The following is a 14,372-nucleotide window of genomic DNA, read 5'->3' as shown; positions in this document are numbered from 1 at the left end:
AGCATTAGTCTTTCTGAAAACAATAAATGCCAATCGCCAAAACTACGATAAGGATAACAACCATCAAAATTACTCCTTGAACAAGTTTATTTGGTTCTTTAAACTCTTCATCACCACCAATCATTTTCTGTTTTATGGCAGTTTGTGCAAATCCTTGAACAGAAATAGATAAACATAAAATCAGACATGGTAACATTTCAAGTTCAATGCCTTTTGTAATAGATTGATAAATATTAAATACTGTCCATCCACATAAGCCAAATAGAGCCGTTTTATATCCCCACTCCTCAGAACGTAGCTGAATCGCTCTGTCCATTTCATCCATTTTTCTCATAGTCCTGTTCCTCCAATCCGTCAAAACAATGTCAAGAGCTCTTTACATTTTTTATTATACTCTAAATCGATGGAATGTCAAGATGTTTTAACATTTTTAGGCTTTTTTATTTTCTTCTGTTCTAAGAATATTTCTAACTCCGATTTACAGCCTAGTCAATCCGACAAAGGGCAAGTTCTTTTAAACCTATTTTATCTTGACTTCATAAGCTTCGGCTATAGATATACTTTTAGTTATGTTAGACTCGGAGTTTATTCTCTCTTTAATCTGCTTTCTTATCTCAATTATACTCCAAAACTATCAAATAGAGATAAACTACCAGTATTTTCAGGGATTATTTTTGATGTACAACTCCTCCTAATTAAAGTAAAAAGCCATTCCTCAAGGGAACAGCTTCATCACTTAAAATTAAAGGTTTCCCCAGCTAACTTATCTGCTAACTTGGGAAAGAGGGTGTAAAACCTATGGGCTAGATTGAGCAAGATTGGAAGATTGAGTTCCCGTTTGTTTTTTCCTATGGTTTTGACAATCTTTCTAGCTACTGCATCTGGCTCGAGTAGAAAACGATCAACCGACTTAAGATAGGTTCCATCTGGATCAGCCTGGTCAAAAAATCCTGTACGAATCGGACCTGGATTAACCGTCGTCACATAGACTCCATAGGGCATGAGTTCGAGACGTAAAGCATTTGAAAAACCGATAGCCGCAAACTTAGTCGCTGAGTAAAGACTGGACTTGCCAGTTGCTATCAAACCAGCCATACTAACGATATTGATGATATGGCCTTTTCGCATTTCCTTCATACGAGAAGCGATCAAACGTGATAAATTCATCAAAGCAAAGGTGTTAACCTCAAACATCTGATGAATATCTTGATTAGAGATCTTGTCAAAATCTTCAAAGATCCCGTAACCAGCGTTATTAATCAAAACATCAATCTTGCCATAGCGGAGATAGAGGTCTGCTACCAGAGTTTCTAGGGCTGTATCATCGGTAATATCAATCTCAACCAATTCAGCCTGTGGATGATTTCCGTATAGTTGAGCTAATTTTTCTCTATTTCTACCCAGCAAAATCAATTGATCATTGGACAAGAGTTTGACCATTTCTTGGGCTAGACCACCACTAGCACCCGTAATGAGAATAGTAGACATATTTATCCTTTCTCGAGATCCTAGATTTCCACTTCTTCTAGGTCTTTAACCACATGGACGTTTTCAAAAATCGTTGCCGCATCTTTCTTGAGCTGGCTAATGTCTTTTGAAAGGAAGCGTGCACTGATATGGTTGAGCAAGAGTCGTTTGGCTCCTGCTTCTACTGCAACCTGAGCAGCTTGCATATTAGTTGAGTGACCGTGGTTGCGGGCAATCTTCTCATCACCCTTGCCATAAGTGGACTCATGGACAAGAACATCTGCATTGACTCCAAGACGCACACTAGCATCTGTTTTTCGAGTATCTCCCAAAATGGTGATAATCTTACCAGGGCGTGGTGCTGAGATATAGTCTGCTGCCTTGATCTCGGTGCCGTCTTCTAAGACGACATCCTGACCGTTTTTAATTTTTCCAAAGAGCGGGCCGAATGGGACACCAGCAGCCTTTAGTTTCTCAGCATCCAAGGTACCTTCTAAGTCCTTTTGCATGACACGATAGCCGACACAGAAAATAGTGTGATCCAACTCTTCTGCATAAACGGTAAACTTATCCGTTTCAAGGATTTTCCCAAGAGAATCTTGATCAAATTCATGAAAATGAATACGATAAGGCAAACGAGAACCCGATACACGAAGGCTGGTCAAAACAAAAGACTTGATACCTTGAGGTCCATAGATTTCCAAATCTGTCTGCTCTTCATTGGCTTGAAAGGCACGACTAGAGAGAAATCCTGGTAAGCCAAAGATATGGTCTCCGTGTAAGTGGGTGATAAAGATTTTGCTAACCTTGCGTGGTCGAATTGTGGTTTCAAGAATGCGATTTTGTGTACCTTCTCCACAGTCAAAGAGCCAGACTTCGTTAATCTCGTCCAAGAGTTTCAGGGCGAGACTTGAAACGTTGCGGGCTTTAGAGGGCTGACCAGCCCCCGTTCCTAAAAATTGAATATCCATTCGATACTTTCTAATTAATCAATATATAACATAGCGGTGCGGTTTTCTGAGCGATAATAAAACTTACCAGTATAGGCTTTAGCTTCTTGTAGCAAATCCTCTTGACTATAACCTTTGAGACGCTTGCGACCATCTGCCAAACTTTCCAGATCTGTCAAGGCTGTGAGATTTTCCACGTTAACAACTTCCTCTTCTCCGATTGCCTTCATGTAAATTTTCCCAGACTCTTCAAAGACCAGCTGATGGGGAAAAATTTGCGCAATCTCAAAAAGCAAGTCAGCTGTGATTGTTTCCTCAGCTTCTGAGAAAATGCGTCCAAGACCTTCTTTCTCGTAACAAAATCCAAAAGACTTGCCTGATAGATTGAGGCGGATAAAGGGTTTGCTTTCTTCCGTGAAACTTGGTTCAGCATTGTAGAGATTCAGTTCCTGGCTGACTTCCGCAAAATAATCTGTCGCAGCTTGAGGACTTTTTTTCTGGTAGAGTTCTGCAAAGTAGGCATTAACCACGCTAGGTGGAGGGGTAATGAGAGCTAGTTGCTCCTCTTCAGACCTACCAGCTAAAAGCTGATCCAGATAAACCTTGTCTAGACTTGTATAGCCACCATACTTGAGAGCTAATGATTTGATATCAGTCATAAAATTCTTCTAATCTCCATTTGTTTTTCTCAGAAATGAAGCCTGTGATGACTTCACCGTCATCTTGGTAGTCACGTTCTTCGAGGATAGCAACACTTTCTAAGCCGTGAATCTTGTAGGACTTAGAAAAAGGCACGCGCAAAGTAAAGGGTTCAAAAATTTCCTTGATCTTATCTAGCAATAAAGCCTGTAACTGTTCTCGACTATCTTTAGACTTGGCAGAAATCAATGCATAAGGCGTTTGAGTAGGCGTGAAATCTTCCACCAAATCCGCTTTATTATAAAGGGTTAGGCGAGGAATATCCTCCATGTCCAAGTCTTTCATGATAGACAGGACCGTTTTTTCATGTTCCTCATGATAAGGATTGCTGGCATCGATAACATGGACCAAGAGATCTACGTGCTTGCTTTCTTCCAAGGTCGACTTGAAACTAGACACCAACTCTGTCGGCAAATCTTGAATAAACCCAACGGTGTCAGTCAAGGTAACCTGAAGATTGCCCCCCAGATGAATGCTTTTAGTTGTCGCATCCAGAGTCGCAAAGAGCTCATCTGCCTCATACTGGGTCTTGCTAGTCAAGGTGTTCATGATAGTTGACTTTCCAGCATTGGTGTAGCCAATCAAACCAATCTTAAAGGTACTTGACTCCAAACGTTTTTCTCGAACTGTCGCTCGATTTTTCTCAACGACTTTGAGCTGACGCTCGATATCTGTGATTTGGTTACGAACACTACGACGATTCAGTTCTAGCTGACTTTCACCTGGACCACGAGAACCAATGCCCCCTGCCTGACGGCTAAGCATAATCCCCTGACCAACCAAGCGAGGTAAGAGATACTTGAGTTGCGCAAGATGAACTTGAAGCTTTCCTTCATGACTTCGAGCTCTCATGGCAAAGATATCCAAAATCAACTGCATACGGTCAATGACTTTAACACCCAAGACTTCCTCTAAATTGACATTTTGTCGAGGTGTCAGACGGTTGTTGACAATGACAGTTGTGATTTCTTCTGCATCCACCATTTGAGCAATTTCTTCCAACTTACCAGATCCGACAAAGGTCTTAGAGTCGTATTTTTCACGTTTTTGTCTGTAACTATCGACTACGACTGCACCAGCCGTCTTAGCCAGACTAGCTAGTTCTTCCATGGAAAGGTCAAAATTATCCATGCCCTGGAGTTCAACTCCAATCAGCAGGACCCGCTCCTCTTTTTTCTCCGTTTCAATCATTTAAAAACTCCTCAATCTGGCTTAAAACACGGTCTTGCACACCAGATTCTCCTATCTGATAAAAGGTCACCTGCATGCGGTTACGAAACCAGGTTAGTTGACGCTTGGCAAAACGACGGGTCGCCTGTTTGAGACTGTCACTGGCCTCCTCCAGGCTCTGCTCCCCTCGAAAATAGGGAAAGAGTTCCTTATAGCCAATCCCTTTAGCAGCCTGCACATCTGGATCATGGTCAAACAACCACTTAGCTTCATCCAATAGTCCAGCTTCAAACATCAAATCCACACGGTGATTAATCCGTTCATACAATTGACTACGCTCATCATCTAAGCAAATAATCAGAGGTTCATACAAGGTCTCTTGATTTTCCAAGTCTTGACCAAAATGGGCAATTTCCAAGGCACGCATGGCACGACGACGATTAAACTGGGGAATTTCAAGGCCTGCTTGATCCACCAAATGGGCTAATTCCTCATCTGTATAAGGCTCCAAACTAGCTCGATAAGCTAAAATCTCCTCATGGGTAGTCTCACCACCTAAATGATATCCTTCTAGCAGACTCTGGATATAAAGACCTGTCCCACCAGCGATAATAGCTAGTTTGCCGCGACTTTGAATATCCTCAATGGCTGCCTTAGCTTCTGAAACAAAATCAAAAGCCGAGTAAGACTCGGTTACATCTCTCACATCAATCAAGTGATGAGGAACACTTGCCTGCTCCTCTGGACTAGCCTTGGCTGTCCCAATATCTAGTCCTCGATAGATTTGTTGGCTATCTCCACTAACTACTTCACCATTAAAACGCTTAGCAACTTCAATAGCTAGAGCTGTCTTTCCAACTGCAGTCGGTCCAACAATCACAATTATTTTTGTTTTCATCTTTTTTCCTTGAAAAATTCCCATTTTTTCGCTACTATTATTATATCACAAAAAGGTCAGTCAGAAAAATGCGACCTCTTGAGGTAGCTGGCTGATTTATAAGTTAAAGGAGGAATACTCATGGCTAAAGGTTTCGCTAAAGGTCTTGTAACAGGTATTGCAGGAACTGTCGCTGCAGTTGCAGGTGCAGTTTACGCAGTTAAAAAGAAAGTGATCGAACCAGAAGAACAAAAAGCAGCTTTCATCGAAGAAAACCGTAAGAAAGCAGCGCGTCGTCGCGTATCACGTTAAAACACAAAAGAAGTTGGGATTTTTCTCAACTTCTTTTTTTCTATTCTTTTATACTCAATAAAAACCAAATAGGAAACTAGGAATCTAGCGTGGTTTGAAGAGATTTTCAGAGAGTATTAAATTGCCAAGTCAAACTTCAACTGTGGCTTGACTGGATCATAATCAACCAGATCAAAATCCTCTGCTTTAATATCAAAGAAGTTGGTCTTGTCTGGTACATTTAAGACCAAACGTGGTTGGCAGTTTGAAGGCTCACGACGAAGCAATTCCTGAGCTTGTTCAAATTGATTGTCATAAATGTGAAGGTTGTTGATAAAGTAGAAGAATTTTCCAACTTTCCAACCAAAGTGTTTAGCAATCATCATCTGAAGAGCCACATACTGCATAGCATTGATATGGTGGGCCACCAGCATATCGTTAGAACGTTGGGTCAAGGTCGCATCCAGATAAATCTCACCATCCACACGACGGACATCAAACATGGTCTGGAAGGCACAAGGCAGAAGGCCATCTGTCTCCTCAAAAGCTTGATAATCCCAAAGTGAGATGATATTGCGACGGTTCCAAGGATTGGCTTCTAACTGTTTGAGAATCTTGTTGATAATATCATGCTTCTTAACAACAGCCCCATAACGTTCCCCAATAGTCCCTGTATCTCCAACTTCCCAGTCATTCCAGTAGTGAACATTGTACTTGTCATTGAGAACTTCCAAACTATTGGTCTGGTCTTGGTAGATCCAAAGTACTTCCTTGATGGCTGATTTGATTGCGATTGGGCGCAAGGTCGTGATGGGAAATTCACCCTTTGACAAATCATACTCCGCAAAGGCTCCTGTGATGTACTTGGAGTTAGCCACTGTTCCATCCTTATACTTGGGACGAGCCTGTTCTGAAAAGACTCCTTCATTGAGAATTCGCTCGATATTTTCTTTAAAAATCGTGTCTGCTTTTGTCATTTACTCTCACCTCAATTATTGTCTTAACTAGTATAGCATAAAAAGGGCTTTTCTACCTGCTCAGCAAATCAATGGCCTTTTTATATTTCTTCAATCTTTCCCTATCCTTTGCAGTAATAGAAGGCAATCTCGATAAATCTGAATTATGTTTTAGATCAGCTAATTTGACTACTCGTGCTAGAGGATTTGTCTTTACAGTTTCCAAATATGCTTGATAATCTTGCATTGGTTTCTTTGTCAAAACCTGAACATCAGTAACAACTGTTTCTGGTAAACCAGCTTGTAATAGTTCTTCAGCTGAAACAGGACTATCCTCAAGAACATCATGCAACAAAGCAACTGCTTTTTCTTCTTCCGTTTGTACAAGACTGGCTACATAGATTGGATGTTCTATGTAAGCCACCCCTGCCTTATCCAGTTGCCCTTCATGAGCTTGCCTAGCAATAGACAAGGCTAAATCAACCATGGATTGTTCTACAGTATTCATCCAAAACTCCTCCTATCATTAGTGAGCTATTACTTTATTTTAACAACTTCAACTTAAAAAGAGCTTGATCAATATCCAAGCTCTTGATTCATGTGCATTATTGCAAGACAAGTGACGCAGCACCAATCACTCCAGCGTCATTTCCTAGAGTTGCAAGAGCTAGTTTAGTTGTTGTGCGAACTTGTGGGAAGGTATTTTCATCATAAACCTTTTGCACACCTTGAAGGAGGAATTCTCCCGCAGCTGATACACCACCACCTATAACGATTGTTGATGGGTTTAGGATTGAACCGATGTTGGCACATGCAATACCCAAGTAACGTGAGAAGTTACGGTAAACGATCAAGGCAAGGTCATCTCCTTCTTTTGCCAAATCAAAGACAGTTTTAGCTGTTACTTCTTCTCCGTCATCAATCAAGCGTTTCAACTCTGCATCGCCTTCGTATTCATCTGCGTAACGACGAGTCAAGTTGACGATACCTGTCGCTGAAGCTACTGTCTCAAGACAGCCTTTCTTACCGCAAGTACATGCGATTGGTTGGTCAAAGTCAACTGTGATGTGTCCAAGTTCACCAGCAGCACCTGCAACACCGTGAAGCAATTTACCTTCTGCTACGATACCGCCACCAACACCTGTACCAAGTGTCATAAAGACAACATCTGGTTGGTTGTCACCAGCACCCATCCAACGCTCACCAAGAGCTGCCACGTTGGCGTCATTGTCGATAAAGAATGGAATCCCCAAGGCTTTTTCCATTTTTTCTTTGACTGGTTGAAGAGTTTTCCAGTTGAGGTTGTAGGCACCGATAACAGTCCCTTTTTCACGGTCAACCACACCAGGTGACCCCATACCAATTCCACGGAAATCTTCAGCAGACAATCCAAGCAAGCCCAAACGGTGTTGAATAGTTTCAATCATATCGTCTACGATATGGCTTCCTTCATCCAAAATGTTTGTCTTAATAGACCATTTTTCTTGGATTTCTCCTTCTTGCGTTAAAATAGCGAACTTGATAGAAGTTCCACCAAGGTCAATCCCAATAATCTTTTGACTCATCGTCTTCTCCTTATCCTTAATTGAAAATGCTTACAGTACTAGTATAACAAAATCTGCCAATCAGTGCAAAGGTTTGCATTAACTTTCCAGATTTTTTTCTATTCTATGGTTTCCACAAACCAGAAGCATCTACATAATAGCGTCCGCCATCCACTCGCTCATTCTTAGCCATTTTGCCATCTGATTTGAGATAGTAATTTCCTTGCCATGCATTGCGAGCATAAGATCCATCTGATTTCAAGTAATACCAGGCTTGGTAAGAAGAATCATAGACCCACTCACTCTGAGCCATTTTCCCATTTGACTTGAGGTAATATGCACCTTGCCAAGTATTATGCGCATAAGATCCATCTGATTTGAGGTAATACCAAGCTTTGTAGTAAGAATCATAAAGCCATTCACCCTGAGCCATCTTACCATCTGATTTGAGATAGTAACTTCCTTGCCAAGTATTGCGTGCATAAGAACCATCTGATTTGAGGTAATACCAGGCTTGGTAATAGTTATCGTATACCCACTCATTCTCAGCCATTCTTCCATCTGACTTGAGATAGTAAGCACCCTGCCAAGTATTTGTTACTGGAGTTCCATTTTCAGAAAAATAGTACCAAGATCCATTCTGACGAACCCAGCCACTTACAGCTGCTGCACTTGGAGCAGGTACTGCACTATTTGGTGCTACACTGTTGTTAGCTTGAGATGTACTCGTCTTTTTCTCTTTTAAAACTCCCTTTGGCGCATTCTTCGATTCACAGGCAATCCCATCATGATCTTTATCTAGAGTAGCAGAATACCCTGGTTCTCCCTTATGAATATCTGCATAACCATTCTCCCAAGCTTCCTTACAGCTTGAAAAATGGATACTTTCATCTGCAACAACAGGATGTAAAAACAGAGCAAGGACAGGTAAAGAAAATAGGCCTAGTTTTAATAGATGACGTTTGTTCATGATTTTTCTCCTAAAATTATAATATCAATCTCAATATTATTTTATCAAACTTGTTTCAGCAATTCAAGAAAACTTCTGGTTAATTCTGCAAACTCTTTTGGTTTTGCCTTATTCAAGACATGAGGGCCGTCAGGGATGATCTCAAACTGAGAATCTGGCATCAGTTCTTGAATAGCTTTCATTGAACTGAGATTAGGCTTATCCTGACTACCACAAATTAACAAGCTTGGATAGGGACAATTCCGTGCAATCTCTCTTAAATCAAGTGTTTTTAATTCTTCGGAAACTCCAACCATAAGAGCCTTATCTGCCCCCTGCTTCTCATATATCCTCTTAGGAAGCAATTTAAATATCAGCAACTGTATGTAAAAAGGAATGTTACCTGCTAATTTCAGTGGACATCCTGACAAAACCAAGGCCTGAAGATATGGTAGATCATAACTTGAAAGCTCCAATGCAAGTGCAGCCCCTAAAGACAAACCGATTAAGACAAAAGGTTCTGTCTCCTCTGATAAGTGCTGATAAATGCGCTCTTTGGCTTCTTGATAAGTCCCAACTCCAGTAGGAAATAACTCTATGGCTTCAGAAGGATAATCTGCCAGTAAATCCTGAACTTCTTTCCAACTATCTGCTGACTGACCTAGGCCATGTAAAAATATAAGTTTCATTTAGTTCTCCTGTAATGATAACTCATACAAGCCCCTGACTGCATTGCATCCGTATACAGTTTCTGCTCGCTTCAAATCTTCTATGGTTAAGACCTTCTCTTTTACTTGTTCGCTTTCAAGCAAGTGTTGACGATAAATCCCTGGTAAAATACCTAGTTGACTTGGCGGTGTATAGAGTTTGCCATCCATTTTCAAAACCAGATTGCCAATAGAGGTTTCAAGCAATTTTCCATCAGCAGTATGATAAATAATTTCATTCTCTCCCACTGTCAAATGCGGTCGGTGTGTCGTCTTAAAGTAGGTAAAGGCCTGCTGCAAATCAGCTTCTTGCCGACAAAGTTTAGCCTGACAGAAGCTAGAACTAATCGGTGTCAATACTTGGCGATCAATGTCTATTTCTCCAGACTTATTGAGACTGATTCGCAAACGGTAGTCTTGATGGAGGTCACAAACTTGACACTCTTCCTCTATCTTTTGTCTCAAACTATCTTCATCAAATGTAAAGGCAAAATAACGACTAGCCTTTTGCAGTCTTTCCAGATGTTGATTTTCAAAGAGTAATTTCTTCTGACTGATTTTCCCTGTCGTTATTAATTGAAAACGAGGCTGTTTTCGGTAAAGAACAGCTGCCTTTTGCTGGACTTCACGGTATTCTGACTCCCAAGTACTATCCCAAGTGATGCCACCGCCGACTCCATAGATGGCTCGATCTCGATGCAGTTGAATGGTTCGAATAGCTACGTTGAAAATCCGTCTACCATTGGGAAGTAAGAGTCCAACAGTTCCACAGTAAACTCCTCTAGCTTGTGGTTCCAAATTCTTGATAATTTCCATAGTCGCTATCTTGGGAGCTCCTGTGATAGAACCACATGGAAAGAGTGAACGGAAGATTTCTACTAGGTCAATATCTGGTCGTAACTGACTCTTGATGGTCGAAGTCATCTGCCAAACCGTTGAATACTGTTCCACCTGACATAAACGTTCCACATGCTCACTTCCCACCTCAGACAGACGATTCATGTCATTACGCAAGAGGTCAACTATCATCATATTTTCTGAACGATTTTTGGGATCCTGCTCCAACCAAGCTGCTTCTTTCAAATCTTCAGCATCAGTCAGACCACGTTTAGTCGTCCCCTTCATAGGACGAGTTGTCAATTCACGATCATTTTGTTCAAAAAAGAGTTCTGGACTCATGGAAATCACTGCCATGTCATCATGCTCTACGTAGGCATTGTAGCCTGCCTCCTGCTCCACCACCATACGATTGTAGATAGCAAAAGGATTAGCAGACAACTCCTGCTTGAGTTGAACCGTATAATTGACCTGATAAGTATCGCCCTGTCGTAAATGATGGTGAATCTGAGCAATCGCCTTTTCATAGTCCTCTGCAGATGTTACTTCCTGCCAGTTTGATGGCAAAGCCACCTCCTCATAAGTCAGAGGAATGCTAGATTTTTCAACGCTGTCATGAATAGTGAAATAGAGGAGATACTCTCCTAACAAGGGACCTGAGTGAACCGCCAACTTCTCCTCAAAAGCTGGCGCTGCTTCATAACTAACATAACCCACCACATAATAGTCCTGTTCTTGGTAGCTTTCCACTTGAGCTAACAAGTCTGTTACTTCTGCTAAATCTCTGGTTTTTAATTCTTTGATAGGCTGGGTAAAGGTGTATCGCTCGCCCAAAGCCCTGAAATCAATCACTGTTTTTCTATGCATATCCTAAGTATACCATAAAAGCCAGACCCCAAACAGGAGATCTGGCAATTTTATTCTTTGAGAATGATAAAGTAGATTTCACTTCCTTAGCAAATCTAAAAACACACTCTCTTTTATCTATCCTTTGGGAAAGAGTTCAGATGAAAAGGCATCTGTAACCTGCAATAGTTTCTGGAAGACTTTTTTCTTCAGGGCTACTGTATAGTTGGCAACTGAACCACCATACTTAAAGTTTCGGTAATCCGTTTCTACTGCTTGGTCAAACAAGTCTTGCAATTTCTCATAAGAATCAATTTGCTGACCATCAATTTCAAAACTATGGATTCCTCGTTTTGCCTTAGCAATAATAGCGTCAAACCAAGCCTTCTTCCATTCTTCCAAGTTCTGGAACTTGCCTTTCGAAACCTTCTGGATAATGAAATCATCCCCAAGGGTGTCACGTCCCTCGCTTAAGGCTTCATCTTTGTATTTATTAGAAGCATAGCCTAGGAAACCATTTTCGTAGCCATAATAACCCCACATACGGAAGGCATTATGCTTGAAGGAGATGGCTCCTGGAGCTCCCTGACTTGTATTTCCACCATAGATAGCATCCACCATCTTGACATTGACATAAGCTGTCTTGAGTTCTTCTGGTCGGTAAGTTCCCTGATAATGCCTATTGGTGATGATGTTATGTTTGATTAAATCATCCACAGAATTTAGCTGAGTCTTGGCTTCCTCATCTGTCAATGGACGGACATAGTCCCACTGGTTTGGAGCAAGGAGTTTATTATCCTGGTCCTGATAGCGCATTTGCTTGGTCATCTTGCTGAACCAAGCCTTCTTCAAAGCCAGATCATTCTTAGCGAGAACTCGTTCCCCTTCCAGATAATCTAGAAGCATCAAGGCCTCATTATAACCTTTCATGTAGTGGTCAATCTACTGGCGTGTTTGCAACTTGGTTGGATCAGGATTGTACCATTGATCCCCATCATTTGGTCGCATGTATGCCATATTGAGCCCGAGAGCGCCATATTCACCCTGATGGCCTTCACCTTACTTGTTTTCAAAATCAAAAATTTTCAGGAGTGATCCCAACACGTTCGATTAAATTGCCAGACCTCATTTTTCTTTTATTAAAAAGAAAACTATTTTAAAAGACATTCTACTTCTAAAATCCAAACTCTACACTTCTTATGAATTAAAATATATTTCTAGTAAACTCTTTTTAATAATTTCAAGATCACTCAACATAATCCAACAAATAGCCATAGCCCTTTTCTTCCATTTGATCCTTAGGAATAAAGCGAATGGAGAGACTATTGATACAATATCGTAGCCCACCCTTTTCTGTAGGTCCATCTGTAAAGACATGTCCTAGGTGAGAATTCCCTGTTCGACTTCTGACTTCTGTTCTGACCATATTGTATGACTTGTCTTCCTTATAGGTCGCAACATCTGGACTGATCGGCTGGGTAAAACTTGGCCAACCACAACCCGACTCAAATTTATCTTTCGAAGAAAAGAGAGGTTCGCCAGTCGCAACATCCACATAAATACCTGCTTCAAATTTATCCCAGTAACGATTTGAAAAGGCACGTTCTGTTTGACCATTTTGAGTCACGGCATACTCCTCTGAAGACAAAAGTTTTTTCAATTCATCGTCGCTCGGTTTTGGATATTGACTTGCATCAATGACCGGATAGGCTGCCTGATTGACATTGATATGGCAATATCCATTAGGGTTTTTCTGGAGATAGTCTTGGTGGTAGTCCTCAGCCACGATAAAATTTCTTAAGGCTTCCTTTTCAACCGCTAGAGGCTGGTCGTATTTCTGAGCAACTTGGTCAAAAACTTGATTGATGACTTCTAAATCTTTCTCATCTGTATAGTAGACTCCTGTTCTGTACTGAGTCCCCACATCATTTCCCTGCTTATTCTTACTGACTGGATTGATAATGCGGAAATAATGAAGCAAGATCTCTTTTAGAGAGATTTGATTAGCATCATAGGTCACATGAACAGTCTCAGCATGCCCAGTTTGGCCGATCAATTCATACTGGGTTGTTTCTCCTCTACCATTTGCATAGCCCGAAACAGCATCTGTCACACCCGCTACTCGCGAAAAATACTCTTCTACTCCCCAGAAACAACCTCCCGCTAGATAGATATCATGTAAGTCAGCATCTTTACTTGGCTCAGTTTTTTTCTTGGCCTTTTGTCCTTGACTAACTGCTGCCTTCTCGATTTGAGTGGTATCTGTGTAGCTTGCGCTCCTTTTTTCCAAAAGAAATAGAATTCCAATAATAATGCAAATGATGATTCCTATGAATACAATTATTTTTAATTTATCATTCATGATGAGCCTCTAATCTATGCTTTTTAGCGTCTGTAAAATAGTTTCCTTGTCCATAAAGCCTGGCTGGGTCTTAACGAGTCTACCTTCCTTATCAATAAAGGCTTGAGTCGGATAAGAACGAACTCCGTAACTCGCCAAAAGTTGTCCCGAAGGGTCTAGCAATACTGGTAAATCTTTATAGTCCAAACCTTGATACCATTTTTTAAAGGCTTCTTCTGCTTGCTCTCCTTTTTGACCAGGAGAAACAACTGTCAAAATTACAAAATCATCGCCAGCTTCTTTTGCCAGTTCATCGGTATCAGGTAAACTAGCTAGACAAATAGAGCACCAAGATGCCCAAAATTTGAGATAGACCTTTTTGCCCTTATAATCTGATAGGCGATAGGTTTTCCCATCAACTCCCATAAGCTCAAAGTCTGGAACTGCTTCTCCTTGTTTTGCATTTTGAGAACTAACTTGTGCATTTTTGTCTCCATTTTGCTTATCAGCTTCGCTCGTCGTCTGATTTTTACAAGCTGATAGACAAAACAGACTAGTGCAGACCAATACAGTTGCTTGCCATTTTTTCATCTTCATCACCTTCTTTTTTGTTATATGAATATAGATATTTACTTTGTAGTTCTATTATATACCTACCTTGCTAAAAATACTTAGAATCTGTTTGGAAAATCAATAATCTTCTTGATTACAAAAACTCCCACCTGCTAAGCAGATGAG

The 14,372-nt window shown here is 40.9% G+C and carries 16 protein-coding genes; 1 reads left to right on the top strand and 15 read right to left on the bottom strand.

From position 1 onward, the window contains the following. Positions 1-4 precede the first annotated feature (4 nt). The 6 genes from QM469_RS00210 to miaA all read right to left on the bottom strand — a co-directional run bounded on the left by QM469_RS00210 (position 5) and on the right by miaA (position 5,184). On the bottom strand, positions 5-334 hold the full coding sequence (locus tag QM469_RS00210; protein ID WP_414275803.1) for a hypothetical protein: 330 nt from the start codon (positions 332-334) through the stop codon (positions 5-7). Positions 335-732: 398 nt separating this feature from the next. Continuing rightward, positions 733-1,488: an SDR family NAD(P)-dependent oxidoreductase gene (locus QM469_RS00205; protein ID WP_414275802.1), complete on the bottom strand. Its 756-nt coding sequence runs from the start codon at positions 1,486-1,488 to the stop codon at positions 733-735. Positions 1,489-1,508: 20 nt separating this feature from the next. Then, positions 1,509-2,438 carry a ribonuclease Z gene (gene rnz / locus QM469_RS00200; RefSeq protein WP_414275801.1) on the bottom strand — a complete coding sequence of 310 codons (930 nt, stop codon included), beginning with the start codon at positions 2,436-2,438 and terminating at the stop codon, positions 1,509-1,511. Positions 2,439-2,452: 14 nt separating this feature from the next. After that, positions 2,453-3,076, bottom strand: a complete 624-nt coding sequence (locus QM469_RS00195) for a cystathionine beta-lyase (RefSeq protein ID WP_414275800.1) — start codon at positions 3,074-3,076, stop codon at positions 2,453-2,455. After that, complete coding sequence (gene hflX, locus QM469_RS00190) at positions 3,069-4,307, bottom strand: GTPase HflX (protein ID WP_414275799.1); 1,239 nt, start codon at positions 4,305-4,307, stop codon at positions 3,069-3,071. The genes QM469_RS00195 and hflX overlap by 8 nt, the downstream gene beginning before the upstream one ends. Then, positions 4,300-5,184 (bottom strand): tRNA (adenosine(37)-N6)-dimethylallyltransferase MiaA, encoded by an 885-nt coding sequence (gene miaA / locus QM469_RS00185; RefSeq protein ID WP_414275798.1) that lies wholly within the window; start codon positions 5,182-5,184, stop codon positions 4,300-4,302. Before miaA ends, hflX begins: the two co-directional genes overlap by 8 nt. A gap of 120 nt (positions 5,185-5,304) precedes the next feature. Between miaA and QM469_RS00180 the strand changes: the two genes are divergently transcribed. Next, positions 5,305-5,475 carry a DUF3042 family protein gene (locus QM469_RS00180; protein WP_049526232.1) on the top strand — a complete coding sequence of 57 codons (171 nt, stop codon included), beginning with the start codon at positions 5,305-5,307 and terminating at the stop codon, positions 5,473-5,475. Positions 5,476-5,591: 116 nt separating this feature from the next. Here the strand turns inward: QM469_RS00180 and QM469_RS00175 are convergent, their stop codons facing one another. The 9 genes from QM469_RS00175 to QM469_RS00135 form a co-directional block, all read right to left on the bottom strand. Then, positions 5,592-6,431 carry a thymidylate synthase gene (locus tag QM469_RS00175; protein ID WP_414275797.1) on the bottom strand — a complete coding sequence of 280 codons (840 nt, stop codon included), beginning with the start codon at positions 6,429-6,431 and terminating at the stop codon, positions 5,592-5,594. 52 nt (positions 6,432-6,483) lie between these two features. Continuing rightward, complete coding sequence (locus QM469_RS00170; RefSeq protein ID WP_315639717.1) at positions 6,484-6,918, bottom strand: GTP pyrophosphokinase; 435 nt, start codon at positions 6,916-6,918, stop codon at positions 6,484-6,486. A 97-nt stretch (positions 6,919-7,015) separates the two neighbouring features. Beyond that, positions 7,016-7,975, bottom strand: coding sequence for an ROK family glucokinase (locus QM469_RS00165; RefSeq protein ID WP_414275796.1), 960 nt, complete (start codon positions 7,973-7,975; stop codon positions 7,016-7,018). A 103-nt stretch (positions 7,976-8,078) separates the two neighbouring features. Then, entirely contained in the window at positions 8,079-8,924 is an 846-nt protein-coding gene (locus QM469_RS00160) for an excalibur calcium-binding domain-containing protein (protein WP_414275795.1), read from the bottom strand. 44 nt (positions 8,925-8,968) lie between these two features. Next, positions 8,969-9,592, bottom strand: coding sequence for an alpha/beta fold hydrolase (locus tag QM469_RS00155; protein WP_153225318.1), 624 nt, complete (start codon positions 9,590-9,592; stop codon positions 8,969-8,971). Continuing rightward, positions 9,593-11,314 carry an aminodeoxychorismate synthase component I gene (gene pabB / locus QM469_RS00150; RefSeq protein WP_153225319.1) on the bottom strand — a complete coding sequence of 574 codons (1,722 nt, stop codon included), beginning with the start codon at positions 11,312-11,314 and terminating at the stop codon, positions 9,593-9,595. It abuts the gene before it with no gap. Positions 11,315-11,431: 117 nt separating this feature from the next. Further along, on the bottom strand, positions 11,432-12,223 hold the full coding sequence (locus QM469_RS00145) for a ZmpA/ZmpB/ZmpC family metallo-endopeptidase (protein ID WP_414275794.1): 792 nt from the start codon (positions 12,221-12,223) through the stop codon (positions 11,432-11,434). 316 nt (positions 12,224-12,539) lie between these two features. Then, entirely contained in the window at positions 12,540-13,655 is a 1,116-nt protein-coding gene (msrB, locus tag QM469_RS00140; protein ID WP_414275793.1) for a peptide-methionine (R)-S-oxide reductase MsrB, read from the bottom strand. A 9-nt stretch (positions 13,656-13,664) separates the two neighbouring features. Further along, the gene (locus QM469_RS00135) at positions 13,665-14,225 is read right to left on the bottom strand and encodes a TlpA family protein disulfide reductase (RefSeq protein WP_281334825.1); all 561 of its coding nucleotides are present in this window, start codon (positions 14,223-14,225) and stop codon (positions 13,665-13,667) included. Positions 14,226-14,372 lie beyond the last annotated feature (147 nt).

Source organism: Streptococcus infantis (assembly GCF_047464215.1).
In the GTDB taxonomy this organism is placed as follows: Bacteria; Bacillota; Bacilli; order Lactobacillales; family Streptococcaceae; genus Streptococcus; species Streptococcus infantis_P.
The sequence above is the reverse complement of the archived record's forward strand: the minus strand, read 5'-3'. Positions and strand labels throughout refer to the sequence as shown.

Bases quoted from the DNA above. Each gene is read 5' to 3' on its own strand.
- hflX (WP_414275799.1), bottom strand. From the start codon at position 4,307: ATGATTGAAACGGAGAAAAAAGAGGAGCGGGTCCTGCTGATTGGAGTT.
- QM469_RS00145 (WP_414275794.1), bottom strand. From the start codon at position 12,223: ATGAAAGGTTATAATGAGGCCTTGATGCTTCTAGATTATCTGGAAGGG.
- QM469_RS00155 (WP_153225318.1), bottom strand. From the start codon at position 9,592: ATGAAACTTATATTTTTACATGGCCTAGGTCAGTCAGCAGATAGTTGG.
- rnz (WP_414275801.1), bottom strand. From the start codon at position 2,438: ATGGATATTCAATTTTTAGGAACGGGGGCTGGTCAGCCCTCTAAAGCC.
- miaA (WP_414275798.1), bottom strand. From the start codon at position 5,184: ATGAAAACAAAAATAATTGTGATTGTTGGACCGACTGCAGTTGGAAAG.
- pabB (WP_153225319.1), bottom strand. From the start codon at position 11,314: ATGCATAGAAAAACAGTGATTGATTTCAGGGCTTTGGGCGAGCGATAC.
- QM469_RS00195 (WP_414275800.1), bottom strand. From the start codon at position 3,076: ATGACTGATATCAAATCATTAGCTCTCAAGTATGGTGGCTATACAAGT.
- QM469_RS00165 (WP_414275796.1), bottom strand. From the start codon at position 7,975: ATGAGTCAAAAGATTATTGGGATTGACCTTGGTGGAACTTCTATCAAG.
- QM469_RS00170 (WP_315639717.1), bottom strand. From the start codon at position 6,918: ATGAATACTGTAGAACAATCCATGGTTGATTTAGCCTTGTCTATTGCT.
- QM469_RS00180 (WP_049526232.1), top strand. From the start codon at position 5,305: ATGGCTAAAGGTTTCGCTAAAGGTCTTGTAACAGGTATTGCAGGAACT.
- QM469_RS00210 (WP_414275803.1), bottom strand. From the start codon at position 334: ATGAGAAAAATGGATGAAATGGACAGAGCGATTCAGCTACGTTCTGAG.
- QM469_RS00205 (WP_414275802.1), bottom strand. From the start codon at position 1,488: ATGTCTACTATTCTCATTACGGGTGCTAGTGGTGGTCTAGCCCAAGAA.
- QM469_RS00160 (WP_414275795.1), bottom strand. From the start codon at position 8,924: ATGAACAAACGTCATCTATTAAAACTAGGCCTATTTTCTTTACCTGTC.
- QM469_RS00135 (WP_281334825.1), bottom strand. From the start codon at position 14,225: ATGAAAAAATGGCAAGCAACTGTATTGGTCTGCACTAGTCTGTTTTGT.
- QM469_RS00175 (WP_414275797.1), bottom strand. From the start codon at position 6,431: ATGACAAAAGCAGACACGATTTTTAAAGAAAATATCGAGCGAATTCTC.
- msrB (WP_414275793.1), bottom strand. From the start codon at position 13,655: ATGAATGATAAATTAAAAATAATTGTATTCATAGGAATCATCATTTGC.